The following is a 17,130-nucleotide window of genomic DNA, read 5'->3' as shown; positions in this document are numbered from 1 at the left end:
TGCATGTCGTGCATATTGCAATCACGCATCTTGAACGTTGTGAGACGACGCGACTCGCACTTCTCCGCCTATTTGCCGCGTGCCGTCAGTTATGCGTACCTTGTTCGCTTCGTTCAATATTGGTTTGAATACATTTCACGGTCCTGTTTGCAATGACGGTACATGAGCGAATCTCGTCGTTGCGAGAAGATTTGCGCCGTGTAGTACGTTTGCGATAGAAGAATTTCCAGAGCTGTCGCGCAAATCCGAGTGGCAAAATCCTCCCGCCTTCGCCCCCCGACGTCGCTCGGTGAGCGGCAATCGATGTTTTCCCCGTTGTTGCTTTTTTTTGTCGAACCCTAAGCTCGCCGACATGTATTTATCGAGCGACGATTCAATTCGTCATCCAAAGGATTGTCTTGAGAGAACGGAGACCACATGAAATATGGCAGGATCGCGGCGCTGGCAGCGGGACTATTCGGCACGACGGCGTTTGCGCAAAGCAGTGTCACGCTCTATGGCGTACTGGACACGGGCATCGAGTACGTTTCGCACGCGAACGCCGCAGGCGACCACGTAATCCGGATGCCGGGCATCACCGGCGAGTTGCCATCGCGCTGGGGCATGCGCGGCGCGGAAGATCTGGGCGGACGAAACAAGGCCGTATTCATTCTCGAAAGCGGGTTCAACATCAAAGGCGGCGACTCGGGTCAAGGCGGTAGGCTGTTTGGACGACAGGCGCTTGTCGGATTGGAAGGGGTCTGGGGTTCGCTGACCTTCGGCCGTCAATACACGATGTCGTACTGGGTGCTGTCGGATGCCGATATTCTCGGGCCCGACATCTACGGCATCGGCGCGCTGGACGCATTCTTGCCGAACGCAAGAAGCGATAACACAGTCGTCTATAAAGGCAAATTCTACGGATTTACCGTCGGCGCTTCCTGGTCGTTCGGACGCGACAGTACGGGCACGGGCAATTCACCGGGGCAGGGAACATGCGCCGGACAGGTGCCTGGCGACGTGAATCAATGCCGCGAATGGAGCGCGATGCTTAAATACGACGGCACCTACTTCGGCGTGGCGACAGCTTATGACGAACAGCGTGGCGGTACTAACGCGGCCGCCAACTTCTTCGACGGCGTCGCGCCATTTCCGATCACAGCCACAGGCGACAAGGATGCGCGGCTTCAGGCGAATGGCTATGTGAATGTCGCGGGCGTGAAGGTCGGCGGTGGATGGGTGGGGCGTCGCGTCGAATCGAGCGGACCGGGCGGCGACGTACGTTCCAATCTGTTCTTTCTCGGCGCGCAATGCTATGTGACGCCCGTCTTGGCCATCGACGGCGAGGCGTATCGTGTGATCGTTCAGCAACAGGACGCGCGCGCGACAATGACGAGCCTGCGCGCCACGTACTTCCTCTCGAAGCGCACGGCAGTGTACGGCAACGTTGCTTACTTGTGGAATAGCGCGCAAGCGCGCTATTCCGTCAGCGCGGGTGGCGGTGGCACGACGCCTGCCGCGGGTGTGGGCCAACTTGGTGCGATTGCAGGCATCCGGCATACGTTCTGATGGTCCGGCGAGCGGCCATCGCGATTCCGGAGGCGAGGCTTTGCGTTACGTAACTCGTCTTCGTAACGTTCCTTTCGTCATGAATCAGACTAAGCTGCGACATTGTTAATCGCTCGACAGCCCCCCCCAGCGCAAGCCAGTCGGCACCCTCGACATTCGAGTTACCATTCGTTTCGCGCAGCCAACCAAAAACGGCGGGCGGACTGTCCGGACGAGCGTTTGCATGGATGGAAGATGCTTTTCGTACAAAGTCGCCGCGCTGCCAGACACCCATCGATGGCATGCTGGGAGCCTCGAATGGCGGGGCGATGACAGACGGCAAGATCACATTGGCGCCAGCAGGTCCAAAAAGCACCTTGCCGATCGCTGCGGAAGCGTATCGTGAAGCAGGCGGATCAATTGAAAGCTCGATGCGCGCAAATGCCGCGCGTGCTGGTGGCACGATGTGCTGCGAATGAATGGAGACGCAGCTTCCGCTTTGCAGAAAACCATACCCGTTGGTGGGTGTGACGCCGCCAAGCAGGAAAACACCCGAATTGGGTCCGTTGCCGATCAGACGTCTGTCTCTGTCGTGAAACGTAGCGCATACGTTGAACTCACCGCCGGCGGCGCGCCATTTCTTTGTAGTTCGACGTGCACGTCAACCGAAAAGTCATAACATGTCGTGGCGTCGACGTCCACTAACCATGCGATGCAGTTATGCGCGTCGAGCGTTGCGCTGTACATCCATTGACCGCCGCGCTGAACTGTCGATACAAATCCTGCACGGCACGCCGAATCGTCCAGAGAGCGCGCCATGTAAGACGTAGGGATGCGGCGTTTGCCAAGCGCTGCGGTGAAATCGGGTAACAGGCTTGTGACGGCCTCAATGCGTCCCGAGAAAGCAAACGTTTCATGGCCGCACCTTATCTTCGAGATGCCCGTGATATTGCGCAGCGAGTACAGGCGACGTTCATACGCCGCTGTTGTATTGCCAGAGGGATTGGTCGTCGCGTCGCGCAACTGCTCGGCGTGGCTGAGCGTGATCTGCTTTAGATGATTGCCACGGCCGATGTCGAAGCCGTCAATATCAATCGTGGTGCCTTGTCCGATGACCCGAACCAGATCCACTACACCGTTCAGCGCGGTGTCGGGTGGAACGTTTTCTCCGTTGCTGTTTCGGATGCGTAAAGTGCCTTGCGTGGTATTCAGCGACGCAACCCCTCCCATCAAATAGCAATGGTCGAGATAAATGTTGGAACCGCCAGAGTCGGTTTCTTCTTGAATCGCATAGGTATTGACTGTGGAGATCGAAGGTGCGGACAGCAGGCAGTTACGAAACATGACATCGCCCGCATTCGCAAAGCGAATGGTCTGAAGTGCTTTTGAGTTCGAGTTGTCGAACACGCAGTTGTCGAACTCGATATTCACGCTTTGCTGTCGTCCTACCTCGAGCGCAACGCATTGCTCCGCGAGCGATCGTCCATGGCTATCTTTGAGTGTCTCGGGGTTCCACGTGCCATCGGCAAACTCCACCACTTCGGAGCGGAATTCGCAGTTAGCGATACGCATTTGCGCAAAATCGACATTGAGGTCGATGCCGCCCGATTCCGGGTCTATTTCGATGCCACGACGTCTGCTGGTCGTATATCGTTCTGCGATTCCGGCGGAAAAGCACACGGCCACATACCGGATGTCGACCTGCTGCAATACATTTCGCCAACACGTCCCTTTACAGACGACGCCGAAGAACGGCGTATGAGCCGAGGCACGTGAGTATTTGCGGCCGCCCGTCAGCGTAAGGCGCTGCAATCCAACGAAGCCTTCAAGGAGCACCATTGGTTTGCGAGCGACATTCAGTGGAATATCGCTGGCCCAGATCAGCCAGGTGGAGTGAGGTCCGTCGCCTGTCAAAGTCACCGCGATCACGTTGTTTGCGATGTCGCCTTCATTGGGGCTATACCGATGCGAGAGTTCGAGCGTGTCGCTAATGAGATACCGCCCGGCGGGAAGATAGACATGTCTGCCGGTAGGGAATGCCTGCGCGACAGCGGCGCGGATAGCCGCCGTATCGTCGGTTCGCCCGTCGCCGCGCGCCCCAAATGTTCTGACGTCGATGGAATCGTCTCGACTGGTTACGGTATAGGCTGGCGACGAATCGGCGGGACTCGGGCAACTTGCGTCCCTGCGCGAGGCGGTGTCATCGATACGGTTTGTCTGATCGTGCAGATTCGAATGAGCTGCCTCGCGATCTAAAGATGGACCTTCAGCATGCCCTGGAACGCTCAGCGCACAACTGGCCAGACACAACTTGAGCGCGTCTCTTCTCGAAGGCAATTTGGGCTCCCCCTTGCTCGCGCGGGACTGTTCGTGCGCTTCATCGAAACCAACCTTGATCCTCAGTATCAAGCATACCCGTGCTGTTTCTTCAAAAGCCGATTGGTTGGCGCTTTGACGGTTCCTTACCCGCCAAGATGTTGGCGGCATCGGTCAACAAAAATTGGCGGCCCTTTCGATTTGAATATGATCGACCCGTGCATGCATCGGCGAGCATTGAGTCCGAACGCCTCACACGATTGACTGTGTCATCGCATGAGGCGCCTGTTGTGCGGCGCTCTATATGAAGCGCTGTGGAAACGGTGAACCAACGCTATGAGTCAACCTACCGATATGCGTCGATATGAGCCGGGGTACGAAGACGGAGTTCAGTTCATGGACCAGTTGTCGTGGCTCGCCCAACAATGGCGGCTTGTCGCGACGGTAGCCTCAATCGTGTTTGCGGCGGGCCTCGCATACGCGTGCTTTGCGCCGCCCGTTTATCGATCTGACGCGGTCATTCAGGTCGAAGCAGGTGGACCATCCGAACGTGAGAGGGATCGAGAAAGGATCGGACGTATCGAGGAAATCCTCAACTCGAGCGGAAAGACCACTGCCGATACGGAAATGGAATTGATGCGCTCGCGGCTCGTCATCGCAGAAGCCGTGAGTGATCTGCAACTCTACATCGACGTCTCCCCGCGCTACTTCCCGGTTATCGGCAGATGGTGGGCCTCGCGCCACACGGATGACGACCGGGCTGCGCCCGTGTTGGGGCTTTCACGCTACGCATGGGGTGGCGAGAAGATCACGGTCTCTCGCTTCGACGTTCCGCGGGCACTTGAAGGTCGCGAATTCATTCTGATTGCGCGTGATCGTGAAGAATTCGACCTGAGAGGGCCCGGCGGGAACTTGCTCGCCAGCGGAAAGGTGGGGCAGCCGCTGCGGGTGGACACAGTAAAAGGCCCAATTGAGCTGCTGGTGGCGACGCTGATCGCGTCTCCCGACTGTCAGTTCAAGCTCCGGCGGGACTCGACACTCGAAACCATCAACGGTTTGCAGAAGGAGCTCTTCATAACCGAAAAGACCAAGGAGACCGGTGTTGTGTCGCTGTCGCTCGACGGTTCGGACCCGGCGCAGATCACACGCGTGGTCAACGCGGTGGCCGATGAGTACATTCGTCAGAATGTGCAGCGCAGGTCGGCGGAAGCACGACGTTCGCTCGAATTTCTCGACACCCAACTGCCTATTCTGCGTCGCGAGCTGGAACATTCGGAACAAAGGTACAACGCGTTTCGCAATGAGAATGGCACGATCGATCTCAGCGAAGAGGGACGGCAACTCGTGAAGGACGTCGCCGACAACCGTGCAAAGACGATCGCACTCCAGCAGCAACGCGCGGAAATGCTGCAACGCTTCACCTCTTCGACCCCGTCCATTGCAACCGTCGACAAGCAGATCGCACTATTGAAGCAGGAACAGTCCCGACTTTCTGAGCGTGTGGCACATCTGCCCGATACCGAGCAAAACGTGCTTCGCCTGCAGCGCGACGTACGTGTGAACAACGAGCTTTACACGAACATGCTGAACAACGCGCAGCAGCTCAGAGTGATCGAGGCGGGCGAGTTAGGTAGCGCGCGGCTCGTGGATCGGGCGATGGTTCCCGAATCGCCGATCAAACCCAAACGGTCGTTGATCGTTTTGATCGCAGGGATGGTAGGGCTGCTTGTTGGCGTGGGAATGGCCAAAGCGCGCGCAGCGGTGGCCAAACGTGCGGACCGCTCGAGCGACATCGAGCGCGCGGCAGGGTTGCCCGTATTCGCAGTCGTGCCTCGCAGCACGCGTCAGAGACTCATTCAGCGACAAACGGGCGGCAGCAATGCTGTCGAACGGGTGCTCGCGCTCCATGCGCCTCAGGACGAGGCTGTCGAAAGCCTACGTAGCCTGAGAGTGGCATTGCAAGGCGCGATCGATATCGCGACAAAAGGACCCAACATTGTCATGATCACAGGTATCCGGACAGGCGCGGGTAAGTCGTTCCTGTCCGTGAATTTCGCGGCTGTATCTGCCGTTGCGGGGCGGCGGGTACTGCTGGTCGATGCGGACATGCGATGTGGAAACCTGCACGCGAACTTTGGGCTCGATCAAGGCGCGGGACTGGCGGAAGCACTTGCTGGGCATCCCGTCGCGGGACTCATCCATCAGGGCGTCATGCCTGGCGTCGATTTCCTGAGTAGAGGTTCGCTCTTTGCATCACCCGACGAGATGCTCCTTCGTCACTCGGCAAAACGCACGTTCGACGAACTGGCGGGTCGCTATGACCTCGTTATCGTCGATACACCGCCGGCGCTTGCGGTCACCGATGCCGTGCTGATTGGCAGGTTCGCGACTATCAAGCTGCTTGTCATAAGGAACGGAGCGCATTCCGATGAAGAGATAGCGGAAGCCAATAAACGGTTCAGGCAAGCCGGCGTCAAATTCAACGGAATCCTGGTAACCGACGTACGCCAGAGCGCGAAGAGCTATATGACGGGCTACTCACGTTATTACACGTATTCGGGTGGTGCCGTGCCCGATCACGTATGACAATACGTTGAGTCCTTTCAGCAAATTGCATAGCGACAATCGCTAACGTCCGTTTCAATGTCATCTCCGCGTACCGCTCGCTCATTTGAGCGCCGCGGAGCGGGACTTTGTTCAACTTCGGTTTCGAGCGTCGCAGAAGCCAATATGCCGATGGCGCAGGGGCAAGATGAGACGAGGGCTATATAGGATTTCGATGGGGCTGGGCGCGAATGTCTTCGGCCAGGCTGTAACGATCGCAATTCAATTGCTGTCGTTGCCCATCTTCCTGCATTTCTGGAACATTTCGCTTTATGGCGAATGGCTGATGCTGTCGGCCATACCCGCCTATATGTCAGCGATGGACGTGGGCATTCTATCCGTCGGCATGAACAGGATGACGATTCTTGCTGCGGGCGGAGACGTGCGCAGTGCGGAGCGCGTTTTTCACAGCCTGCTGGCGTTTGCGCTACTTGCGATCGGTGTCGTTGGTACAGTCGTGCTCGCCGGGCTATGGCTTTTCAGCTTTGGAGACACCGGGTCGGAAATCGAACACCGGCTGACATTGTCAATGCTGCTCATTACATCCCTGATGTGCGTATTCTGCGGGCTTTTTGAAGCCGTCTTTCGCGCCAGCGATGCTTACGCGAAGGGAATCATTGCGTTGAATCTCGGCCGTCTCAGTGAATGGATAGGTAGCATAGTCGGACTCGTGCTGGGTCGATCGCTGTTCCACGTGGGTCTCGGCTTGCTATGCGGACGTATGCTCGCTAACGTGATCACGTGGATCTACGTGACCCGTCGTTATCCGCAGTACCGTTGGCACACCCGCGAAGCAAGCCGCAGCGAACTGACAGCAATGATTCTACCCGGGCTGTCTTACCTATCGCTGCCTGCTGCCAACGCGCTGAGTCTGCAGGGCATGGTGTTGCTGGTGGGAACTATGTTCGGCACACCGACACTCGCCGTATTCAGCGCCTATCGAACCTTGTCCCGAGTCGGATTTCAGGCTGTGAACATGCTTGGTCGCGTACTTTGGCCGGAGTTTTCACGGCGATACGGCGAACGCGCCTACGGGACCATGCAAACGCTGTATCGATATGGCACGTGGGCCACACTGATGGCCTCGCTGGGCGTTGCATCGATACTTTATTTTGCCGCGCCGGTCATCCTCTCGATCTGGACTCACGGAAAGATCAGTTACTTGCCAGTACTGTTCAACATTCTTCTGCTTATTACGGCATTTTCCGGAATATGGCAGGTTGGATTGATCTTGCTCACAGCCGTTAATCAGTTGGGCACCGTATCGATCATCTATGTTGCGGTATCAGCATTGAGCTTGGCAGCAGCGTATATTGCCGGACGGTGGTCGGGAATAGAGGGTGCCTCCCTCGCTATGCTGACTACCGAGCTCGTGATGGCGTTGACCTGCTTCATCTACGTCAGGCAATTTCTTGGGCAATACGCTAACGAGTGCGGGTCTGTCCTGGCTACACGATGAACCGTACGCTGTAGATAGCAAGAAGTGTCGAATGCCAGACAATCGGGATACAGGTAACGGTTAGTAATTAAGTACTACTACGAGAGATATGTGAAGCGCCATGCACAAAGTGATCATTTCGAACGGTGTGTTCCGGTTTCATCTGGTTTCCGCAGCCGTCGAGGCCGCGCGGCGAGGGGCGCTCGATATGTTTCTGACCGGTGCGTATCCTACCGGGCATTTGATGGGGCCGGTAGCCAGATGGATTGCCCGACTGTCTCCGCCCGTGGCGCGATTCCTCGATCGTGCAAGCTCTGGACTGCCCGAATCACGCGTGAGATCGGTCTGGTTAGCCGAGTTATTCATCCAGTCTGGTGTGGCGTGCGGAAAGCTACTTCACCTTCATGACCTCAACAACCGGCTGCAGAGCATAGGCCTTCAGTTGTATGGCTGGCTTGCGCGTCGGCCGATTGCGCGGAGTCAGGCGCAGATCTATCACTATCGGGCAGGATATGGCGGCAGTTCCGTTGATCTGGCAAAGCGGATGGGCATGCTGTGTCTTTGCGATCACTCGATTGCTAGTCCGTTGGTACTCGAGTTCATGGTCGACCATGGCGGAGTCATCCCCACCCCGGATCTGATCCCGAGGACAAAATTATCGCCTATGTGGAAGCGGGTAATGGCGGATATCGACGCGGCAGATCACGTGCTCGTGAATTCCGAATTCGTCCGCACAACGCTGATGTTGCATCGAACGCCCAAAAACAAGATTAGCGTCGTCTATCAAGGTCTGGACGAGAAGTTCGTCGACTGTGTTCCGCCGGCTGCTCAACCGAGTGGAGCGAACCATATCCTTTTTGCCGGCGAGGTATCCAGACGAAAGGGATTCGATCTCGTCATTCAGGCATTGGAAGCGACGGCTTCGAAGGACTGGGTGCTGACCGTCGCGGGCGGCATTAATGAGAAAGAGCGTCATATTTATCAGGCGTTCCTTTCCCGCTCTAACGTTCTCCATCTGGGATTCGTTTCCAGACAGAAGCTGGCGGAATTGATGTCGGGGATACCGATATTTCTGTTTCCGTCCTTGGCCGAAGGCTCCGCGCGAGTGGTGTTCGAAGCACTCGCATGTGGGTGCTACGTGATCACGACGCCCAATGCGGGAAGCGTCGTTGAAGATGGCGTGCATGGTGCGCTTGTGCCACCCGGCGACGCTGCATCGCTACGACTGGCGATCGAGAAGGCGCTGAGCGATCCTTCGCTGGTTCGAGACATCGGCGTACGAAACCGGACCTTCGTTCGCGACCAACACAGCCAGGACAAGTACGGTGATCAACTCAATGCGCTGTATGGAAGGCTGCTTGTGGCTCGTGGGAGCCATCGTACTGAAAGTATCAAGACGAACTCCCTTTCCTGACATCGTTGCAAATGGGAATGATGGTCGTCGGTCGAATACATTAGCCATCGCCCATTACTTACGTACACGAGGACTCCGGTGAACAAGATTTCCGTGGTGACGATTTCCTTTAACAAGGGTAAGTATCTGCGTCGATGCATTGATTCCGTCTTGTGGCAAGACGGCGTGCCTATCGAGATGATCGTGGTGGACCCAGGAAGCACCGACGGCAGTCGCGACATCATCGATTCGTATGGAGACAGCGTCGTCCGTGTCTACGAGACAGATAGAGGGCCAGCGGACGGATTGAACAACGGCTTTAAACGGGCAACCGGCCAGATTTATTGTTTCGTGAATGCAGACGACTTCCTGCTTCCCAGATCGCTGCGATTCGTCAGCGGCTTCTTTGACCGGGAGCCAACCGTCGATGTGCTTCACGGGGGCGGGTACATTGCCGATCAGGAAGACGCATTAATCCGGCGATACTTTCCTTCCTCGTTTGGAAAACGCTTCTTCGCCTACCAGGCGATGAATCTGTTTCAGCAAGGCTACTTCTTTCGCGCTTCAGTTTACAAAGAGGCGGGCGGCTTTAACGAGGACAACCGGATCTGCTGGGATGCCGAACTCTTTTTGCGTTTCAAGCTGCAGGGACGACGGTTCTACGGTATATCGCGACCACTGGGTGCATTCCGCCGCTACGCAGAAACGATTACGGGCGGCCCAGAATACATACAAAAACTCGACGACGAGTACGTTCGTTTATTCGCCGACGCGATGGGAAGAGAGCGTCAGACGTTCGATCAGCGAGTTGGCCATCTGTTGTGGGCGCCAAAGCAATTCACGATTCTGTTCATCATGCTCCGTTCGATGCTTAGAGGTTATGCGTGACCTTCCATCATGACCGCAACGCTGAATACCGCTAGTCACAAAGGGAACTGAAATGAAGATTGCCTATATTACGCCCTATGACGCACACGATCCGAATGCATGGTCCGGGGCGGGTTATCAAATTCCTCGAGCGCTTGCCAGCGCGGGCGCGGAAATTGTCTATATCGGCGGTCTTCGCAAGCAGCCAGACGCACCGGCACTGGCGCGCTCGCTGTGTGCAAGGCTCCTTGGAAATGTTCATCAACTTGAACGAGAACCGTCCGTAGTACGGGCCTATTCGGAACAGGCGAGCCGAAAATTGCGGGAACTGGATGTGGATCTTGTGCTCTCGCCTGGTGCAATCGCGGTCACCTATGTGAAAACGGAGGTGCCGAAGATTATCTGGACAGATACGAGCTTTGGCGGAATCGTCGACTATTATCCAGAGTTCGAAAAGATGACCACGCGTAACCGGCGCGATGGCGACATCCTCGAGCGAATCTCGCTCGAGACCTCCGATATGGTCGTATTCAGCTCCGATTGGGCCGCCAAGCGCGCCGTATCGCTTTACAGGCTTGACTCATCGAAAGTACGTGTGATTCCGTTCGGCTCCAACTTTTCCAGCGGGCTGGAGGCATCGACTGTGCGCTGCCTGTCAGTGGACCGCTTGCGTGGCGATGAGATCAGGCTGCTCTTCGTAGGCGTAGCCTGGGAGCGAAAAAATGGCGAGTTTGCACTGGCAGTAACGGAAAAGCTGCGTCAACGCGGTATTAAAGCGTTCATCGATATCATCGGATGCAGGCCGGGTGCTAGACGCGAGTGGGCGATGGAATATGGCTTCCTTTCAAGAGATAACGAGCAACAGTCGCGAACGATTCAGGCCAGCTTTGCACGCGCGACATTTCTTATTCATCCCGCCGTCGCCGAATGCAATGCGAACGTGTTCTCGGAGGCGTGCTCTTTTGGCGTTCCGATTCTTGCCAATAAGACGGGCGGAACTCCGACTTCAGTCATACCGGGCGTCAACGGGAACCTATTTGCGTTAGACGATCCGCCGGAAGTATGGGCGGACTACATCGTCAACACAATGAGCGAGCGTGAGAAGTATCTGAGCCTGTGTCTGGGGGCCTTTGAGCAGTATTCGAGTAGGCTGAACTGGTCAGCGGCTGGTTCGACGATGCTGGATGCGATGGAACGAGTGGTGTCGCGTTATCGCGCGCATGCACGCGAAGCTCCAGCGATGGGGGTTGTGCCTTCAATGGGGTAAGGATTTGCAATCGCGGGAACGTCGACTCAGCCAACACCAATATGAGGAGGGGGGATGCATACGAGGCAGTATCCTGCATCGCTTAGAGTCTGGATGTGGATCGAGCGACACACAACAAGACGGGCAATGAACGAATCACTGACGGGGATTGACCTCGAGTCAGACTTTGTCGTGCTGTTCAATGGCAGGCCGGGTATGGCTGCGTTGTGGAACGTTTTGCTTCGTAGGATTACACCGCACATTCAGGTGCTGGAGCGCGACTCTGGAAAATCGACACATCGCGTACTCGCCGAGTCTTATCTCGCGCTGCCGGAGAAGGACGTTTTTTGCAGATCGCTCGAGCAATGCGTGCGCCGTTGTGAGGCGCTGTTAGGTCGGGCGCGGCGTGAGCCCGGTGTCGAGTCCCGCGATCTGGGTGAAATTTCCGGACCATTGCCGGACATAAAAGACCGTGTCTCCATAGGCATCGTGTTGCGGTTTGGTGCACATCATCTATTCAAGCGGGTTAGGCGGAAGATTGCGTCGTTCTTATACCATGACGAGCATTGGACGCTTGCCACACACAGATTGGAGCATCGCCGGAGCGAGCCGTCGTTGCCGAAGTCGGGTCGACGAGTTGGGGGGCCGCTACCGGCAGTTCTGTCCGAACGGGAGTGGCACCACCTACCCGGACGCAGCGATCATTTCTATGCCGATCCATTTCTGTGGACTGACAAGTCAGGTCAGTCTCATCTTTTCTTCGAAGAACTTTCTTATGAGGATAATTGCGGCGTTATCAGCCATGTAATGGTCGACTCACGGGGGGAGCGATTCATCGGCGAGCCACAAGTCGTGCTACGCCGCCCCTACCACCTTTCCTATCCGTTTTTGTTCGAGTATGGCGGCGCAATCTTTATGATTCCGGAGACGTCGGCGAATGGAACGATAGAGGTGTATCGTGCATCCACATTTCCCGTAGTCTGGGAATTGCACAAGGTGTTGCTTAATGACGTCATCGCTGCCGACACGACGCTCTTTCACGAGAATGACACGTGGTGGATGTGGACCAGCATCGCGAGCAGTGGAGAGCCGAATTACGATGAATTGTCTCTCTTCTACGCCGATAATCCATTTGGGCCATGGACGCCGCATCCACTCAACCCCATCGTGTCGGATTGCAGGTCGGCGAGAATGGCCGGAAACGTTTTCCGGGACGGGGCGAACAGGTTAATCCGCCCAGCTCAGGATTGTGAACGCACCTATGGTGCAGCCGTAGTTTTATGCGAGGTAACCACGCTTACCAGGACGACATATGCAGAGCGAGTCGCACATATCTGGGAACCGCTCAAGGGCTTCGATGGCGTGCACACCTGGAACCAGGCGGGCGATCTCGCCGTGATAGACATAAAAAGAAGGGTGAGCCGATGGACACCAACCCGGCAACGGCGCGGGCCATCCAGGAGGAAGGGCGATGAAAATAGCGATCTTGTGCTTCGGCCGTCTTGGACGGGGCGGGATGGAAACGGTGATAGCTCGCGTCCTGGGCGAGATAACCCGACAGGGGCATGAAGGAAAGCTCTTTCTTTTGGGCGGGTCGACGCATGAGGGCTGGCTGGAAGGCCTGAATAGTTGCGTGATCGGAGACCCGCATGAAAGCCGCTGGCGGCGCTATGTCAAATATGCGTTGCTATCTGCGATAGCGTTGCGACAGTTTAAGCCCGATGTTCTTTTGTGTGCCGATGGTGCAGCGCTAAAACTCGCGCGTCCGATCAGGTTTCTTCTTCTACATGAGGCGCCAATTGGCGCATGGTTTCATGAGACGCTGCAAGACGAGCACATATCGGAGCTGCGCACTGCGGACTTTCACCTCTGTATCAATTCAGCGAACGAACGGTTGTTATCGAACGCTGCGGAACTGAAAGGGCAGCGCATTTATCTGGTACACAATCCGGTCGATGTGAAGCACAGCTCGCAAGAGATCACGCGTCCAGAAAGGGAGAAGCGATTCCTGTACGTCGGTCGACTGACTTACGAGTATCCCAAGAATATCAAGGATCTTTTGATTGCGCTTGCGGGCGTCGGCGGAATGTGGAAGGCGACGATCATCGGTGACGGGCCAGACCAAAAAAAAGCTGATGAATTGTGCACATCGATACGGCATGACCGATCGGATCGAATGGCTGGGGTGGAAAGTCGACCCTTGGGAGAACATCGAGTCCGCTTCGGCGCTAGTTTTGACATCGACCGTTGAAGGGTTCCCTATGGTTTTGTCTGAAGCGATGGCCAGAGGGTTGCCATGTGTCAGTTCCGATTGCGCGGGCGCGCGGGATATCGTGGAAACGGGTGTCAACGGTTGGCTTTATAAAGCCGGTCAAGCGGAGGAGTTAGCCGCAATATTGGAAGGCATCGTGATGGGAGACCGCCAGCTTCCGCAAAGCTCCGCGGTGCGCGCATCCGTGTCGAGGTTTGATTCCAGCAATGTTGTCAAGGAAATTATCGACGCCTGTGCAGCAGAGTGTGCGCGCCGCAACGGTTCTCCGCGCTTCCACAATAAGGAACGTCTGGATTCTCTTCGCCCATGAGAGTCGCGACTAACGACAGCCCAATTTGCGATGCCGGCAGTTGTCTTTTTCGGCCCGCCAATTTCAATGATCAGACGTTTGTGATGATGCTTTTCTGAAACGTTGCATTTTCATCGAATGTCGCATCCCTGAAGAAGATCGATACTCCCGAGTATTTTCGAGTGCTCCAAATTTGAGATCCTACTACTTCGGTTTCTGTTCTTGGCGGGTCCATGCTGGCCGTTTCGGAATATAAAGATGTACTAGAAATATATGTCCTGACGAATCAAGATGAAGAGTGCATTAAGTAAATTAATCCGCAACAGTGTTGCAATGCAGTAATGTCTCTGTGTGGCGCGCGTTTATGGTGCTAACGGGTACGGTCTGGATATGCGTTGTTGAATAGAACGCCGAGGGGCCTGTTCAGTCTTACTTCGTCAACTATTTCCTCGTCTTACTACCGATCTGCTTATCTAGAGACATCTATCGGCAAATCGAGCGAGTCTTGCGGGAATCGCAGAATGTGTGATCAAGCATCGAAGACGTAGGTAGTGTTTCCATTTGAAGCTTTCTTTGCCTCCATAGTGAAATGCGTCAAACACTTTTGGCGCTGCGTTCTCTATGAGGTGTCTTGGATTTGCAGTTTCTGGATTGCAACTTCTTATGCGGGTAGGTTGTATTTACTCGCGCGGCCTACACAGGTCTACGGCGTAGCGTGTTGAGGGACGCGCTTGCCCGGAGTCCGGATCTCGATGGCCGCATATTAAATAGGAGGAACCAGAATGAACGAATTTGAGAAAGCGGCTTTGGCTGAGATCTCGGAGGCGCACGGTACACTGGAGAATGCTTCATCGGTCGCTCCGATTCGTGCGTCAGCGCGAGCGGGAACCACCCCCGCCGATTCCAGCATCGTCGGGCGGCTGCATCTGATCGACAAGGTTACCGCGATGCAAGTGCCTGTCGTCACGTCCGGGGCAACGCACCGTCTGCGGTTGTTGCTTCAGCCTTTCACATGTGAGCTGCTTGCTTCGCTCGCCCAAGGAGGACCTCCGCCATATGAACTGATCGCGGCAGGATGGTTGTACGTCAACGAAGACGTTGAAGCCGCCAGCAGTCAAGCCGTCGAAATTCGTTTTCGGTTCGAAGAGCCGGGAACGCGCACACATTTGAGCGCGCGGGATGAAGGACCCGCCATCGACGAAAAGATTCATGCGTCCGCGACGTGGCTCAAGTCCAATCTGGAGCACGCGGTTACCGTATCGGACGTGGCGCGAACCGTTGCAATGAGTGAGCGCAATTTCTTGCGACGCTTTCGTCAGCAGATCGGAATGACGCCATCCGAATATCTGCTTCGCGCCAGGCTCGAAAAGACCTGCCACTTACTGGCGGAAAGTCAGCTGCCTGTCGACAAGATAGCGAGACGATGCGGCATGTCGGACGGTACGCGGCTCGCAAAGATCTTCCGAAAGCGCTTTGGGATGCCGCCGACAGAGTATCGCCTGCGCAGCAGAACGATGCTGGGTGTGGGCCACCAGACCTGAATCAATTGCGTTTTGTACCTGGTGGGCGCGAGCGCGTAATCGCGTGCAGGTCAAGTCCGCGCAAAAATCGCGGAGAGGAGGTATTCGTGGTCCGCTCAACGCTTGACAGGGACGTAACGTTCTCGCGCGGATTGGCACGATTGCCCCTGGTCTCTCTTTTTGTGGGCGTCGATCTCGCTATCCTGCTTCCATTCGATGCTGCGTTGGGCGCCGCCTGCAGCATTCTTTTGCCAATGTGCATGTTTATTTCGGTGGCGCATCGCTATCGATCGTTACTCGACTACAGGTGTGTGTACCTCTTCGCGCTCACTGCGTGGTCTTTCACACATTGCTATGGCATCCTCGTTCTGCTTTTGCAGGACGGTGTCCAGCTTCAACGCTATACCGGTGCGCTGACGGTCTATGGCTATGGCGTCATTCTTTCGACACTGCTTGTACTGTTATTCTGGAAGGACAGCGCAGTAGTCGTATACCCAAATCGAAATTTTGTTGGCAAAGGCCCTGGGAAACTGACGTTGTTAATGTTTGTCCTCACGAGTTTTGCCAATGCTGCCGTTGTACAACTGGATCTGTCGTCGCTGCCATTGGCTTCGATGTTCGGTTCGTTCATGCTGGTTTCGTTTGCTGCCGTACAACTCGGCTACGCGAATCAGAGGCGATGGGTCGCACTGATTGTCGCCTGCGGGTATACAAGCGAAGTATTTTCGTTGGGAGCGGCAAACCGTACCAGCATGCTTGTGCCAATGGTCGTGACGGGACTCGCGCTTCTCGTCACCCGTCCGCGTTTGAATAAACGAATCATGTCGATCCGGACGGCTTTGCTGGCCGTCTGCATTCTGCTTGTAGCCTTGTTGGCCGACTGGCAAAAGCAGATGAAGATATCGCTCTTCGAAGCATTGTCCGGTAGTGACATGAGGACGCTACCGGGGTTCATGGTGTCCGCGTCCAATAGCAACTACATGGCACACGCCGATGCGACCGTCGATTACCTGAGCTACGTTCAGTACGTCATCGATCACCAACTTTACCACTACGGATACTGGTTCATGCAGGTTGCGACCTCATTTGCGCCGCGCATGCTCTTTCCAGAAAAACCCAATTTCGACGTGTCGGCTATTCTTTACGAGGCACATGTGGTGCGGGCGCCGATGTATTTCGATTTTCTGTTCGACAGGATCGTCGATTCTGGGCTATGCGGAATCGTGCTTTACAACCTGGGTTATTTGCTACTCACGTCAATTGTCTATCGCATGTACGCTCGCGTCATGGTCGAGAGACCTCTGGGCTTAGAGTGCGGCTTGTACCTTGCTTCGCTTGCCACGCTCTATCTTGTGATGCGTGGTCCCATCATCCTGATTGCGTGGTTTCTCTTGTTCCCAATGGTCGCTATTGCCGCGTTGGACCTTGTCTTGAGGTTCATGCGAAGAAGCAGGATTCGCTCGGTGGCGCATCGCATAGGTAATGTCGGGTAGTAGTCCATCTGCAGCGGAAAACATAGCGATGACCGCCCGCCACAGCGCTCGCTGCCAGCCGGTTGCCTCCGCGGCCGCTTGACATAAGGCCCGGCGGCGCCGCGTTCTAGCCATCAGACGCTCTTCGTCCGTCACACGCCATCCGCACGTCCAAAGAGCAGCTTT

General features: G+C 55.8%; 13 protein-coding genes. 12 read left to right on the top strand and 1 reads right to left on the bottom strand.

Going from position 1 to position 17,130, the window contains the following annotated elements:
- Positions 1-417 precede the first annotated feature (417 nt).
- A complete protein-coding gene (locus tag H3V53_RS00705) occupies positions 418-1,548 on the top strand; it encodes a porin (protein ID WP_336596251.1) in 1,131 nt (376 codons plus the stop codon).
- A 227-nt stretch (positions 1,549-1,775) separates the two neighbouring features.
- Positions 1,776-2,006: a hypothetical protein gene (locus H3V53_RS00700; RefSeq protein WP_336596250.1), complete on the top strand. Its 231-nt coding sequence runs from the start codon at positions 1,776-1,778 to the stop codon at positions 2,004-2,006.
- Between the two features lie 94 nt (positions 2,007-2,100).
- Here the strand turns inward: H3V53_RS00700 and H3V53_RS00695 are convergent, their stop codons facing one another.
- On the bottom strand, positions 2,101-3,936 hold the full coding sequence (locus H3V53_RS00695; protein WP_336596249.1) for a glycosyl hydrolase family 28-related protein: 1,836 nt from the start codon (positions 3,934-3,936) through the stop codon (positions 2,101-2,103).
- Positions 3,937-4,239: 303 nt separating this feature from the next.
- Here H3V53_RS00695 and H3V53_RS00690 point away from each other — a divergent pair, with 303 nt between their 5' ends.
- The 10 genes from H3V53_RS00690 to H3V53_RS00645 all read left to right on the top strand — a co-directional run bounded on the left by H3V53_RS00690 (position 4,240) and on the right by H3V53_RS00645 (position 16,965).
- The gene (locus tag H3V53_RS00690) at positions 4,240-6,429 is read left to right on the top strand and encodes a GNVR domain-containing protein (protein WP_336596248.1); all 2,190 of its coding nucleotides are present in this window, start codon (positions 4,240-4,242) and stop codon (positions 6,427-6,429) included.
- Positions 6,430-6,622: 193 nt separating this feature from the next.
- Positions 6,623-7,906 carry a lipopolysaccharide biosynthesis protein gene (locus H3V53_RS00685; protein WP_336596247.1) on the top strand — a complete coding sequence of 428 codons (1,284 nt, stop codon included), beginning with the start codon at positions 6,623-6,625 and terminating at the stop codon, positions 7,904-7,906.
- 100 nt (positions 7,907-8,006) lie between these two features.
- Positions 8,007-9,299 carry a glycosyltransferase family 4 protein gene (locus tag H3V53_RS00680; protein ID WP_336596246.1) on the top strand — a complete coding sequence of 431 codons (1,293 nt, stop codon included), beginning with the start codon at positions 8,007-8,009 and terminating at the stop codon, positions 9,297-9,299.
- Between the two features lie 78 nt (positions 9,300-9,377).
- Positions 9,378-10,166 (top strand): glycosyltransferase family 2 protein, encoded by a 789-nt coding sequence (locus tag H3V53_RS00675; RefSeq protein WP_336596245.1) that lies wholly within the window; start codon positions 9,378-9,380, stop codon positions 10,164-10,166.
- A gap of 52 nt (positions 10,167-10,218) precedes the next feature.
- Complete coding sequence (locus H3V53_RS00670; RefSeq protein ID WP_336596244.1) at positions 10,219-11,412, top strand: glycosyltransferase family 4 protein; 1,194 nt, start codon at positions 10,219-10,221, stop codon at positions 11,410-11,412.
- A 126-nt stretch (positions 11,413-11,538) separates the two neighbouring features.
- Positions 11,539-12,960, top strand: coding sequence for a glucosamine inositolphosphorylceramide transferase family protein (locus tag H3V53_RS00665; RefSeq protein WP_336596243.1), 1,422 nt, complete (start codon positions 11,539-11,541; stop codon positions 12,958-12,960).
- Positions 12,908-13,642 (top strand): hypothetical protein, encoded by a 735-nt coding sequence (locus tag H3V53_RS00660; RefSeq protein ID WP_336596242.1) that lies wholly within the window; start codon positions 12,908-12,910, stop codon positions 13,640-13,642. Before H3V53_RS00665 ends, H3V53_RS00660 begins: the two co-directional genes overlap by 53 nt.
- On the top strand, positions 13,527-13,973 hold the full coding sequence (locus tag H3V53_RS00655; RefSeq protein ID WP_336596241.1) for a glycosyltransferase: 447 nt from the start codon (positions 13,527-13,529) through the stop codon (positions 13,971-13,973). Before H3V53_RS00660 ends, H3V53_RS00655 begins: the two co-directional genes overlap by 116 nt.
- A 761-nt stretch (positions 13,974-14,734) precedes the next feature.
- Positions 14,735-15,493, top strand: coding sequence for a helix-turn-helix domain-containing protein (locus tag H3V53_RS00650; protein ID WP_336596240.1), 759 nt, complete (start codon positions 14,735-14,737; stop codon positions 15,491-15,493).
- 86 nt (positions 15,494-15,579) lie between these two features.
- The gene (locus H3V53_RS00645; protein WP_336596239.1) at positions 15,580-16,965 is read left to right on the top strand and encodes a hypothetical protein; all 1,386 of its coding nucleotides are present in this window, start codon (positions 15,580-15,582) and stop codon (positions 16,963-16,965) included.
- The last annotated feature ends 165 nt before the right edge of the window (positions 16,966-17,130 follow it).

The sequence above is a fragment of the Paraburkholderia bengalensis genome (assembly GCF_037126505.1).
Taxonomy (GTDB): Bacteria; Pseudomonadota; Gammaproteobacteria; order Burkholderiales; family Burkholderiaceae; genus Paraburkholderia; species Paraburkholderia bengalensis.
The sequence above is the reverse complement of the archived record's forward strand: the minus strand, read 5'-3'. Positions and strand labels throughout refer to the sequence as shown.

Bases quoted from the DNA above. Each gene is read 5' to 3' on its own strand.
- H3V53_RS00705 (WP_336596251.1), top strand. From the start codon at position 418: ATGAAATATGGCAGGATCGCGGCGCTGGCAGCGGGACTATTCGGCACG.
- H3V53_RS00700 (WP_336596250.1), top strand. From the start codon at position 1,776: ATGGAAGATGCTTTTCGTACAAAGTCGCCGCGCTGCCAGACACCCATC.
- H3V53_RS00690 (WP_336596248.1), top strand. From the start codon at position 4,240: ATGGACCAGTTGTCGTGGCTCGCCCAACAATGGCGGCTTGTCGCGACG.
- H3V53_RS00685 (WP_336596247.1), top strand. From the start codon at position 6,623: ATGGGGCTGGGCGCGAATGTCTTCGGCCAGGCTGTAACGATCGCAATT.
- H3V53_RS00680 (WP_336596246.1), top strand. From the start codon at position 8,007: ATGCACAAAGTGATCATTTCGAACGGTGTGTTCCGGTTTCATCTGGTT.
- H3V53_RS00670 (WP_336596244.1), top strand. From the start codon at position 10,219: ATGAAGATTGCCTATATTACGCCCTATGACGCACACGATCCGAATGCA.
- H3V53_RS00665 (WP_336596243.1), top strand. From the start codon at position 11,539: ATGAACGAATCACTGACGGGGATTGACCTCGAGTCAGACTTTGTCGTG.
- H3V53_RS00660 (WP_336596242.1), top strand. From the start codon at position 12,908: ATGGAAACGGTGATAGCTCGCGTCCTGGGCGAGATAACCCGACAGGGG.
- H3V53_RS00655 (WP_336596241.1), top strand. From the start codon at position 13,527: ATGAATTGTGCACATCGATACGGCATGACCGATCGGATCGAATGGCTG.
- H3V53_RS00650 (WP_336596240.1), top strand. From the start codon at position 14,735: ATGAACGAATTTGAGAAAGCGGCTTTGGCTGAGATCTCGGAGGCGCAC.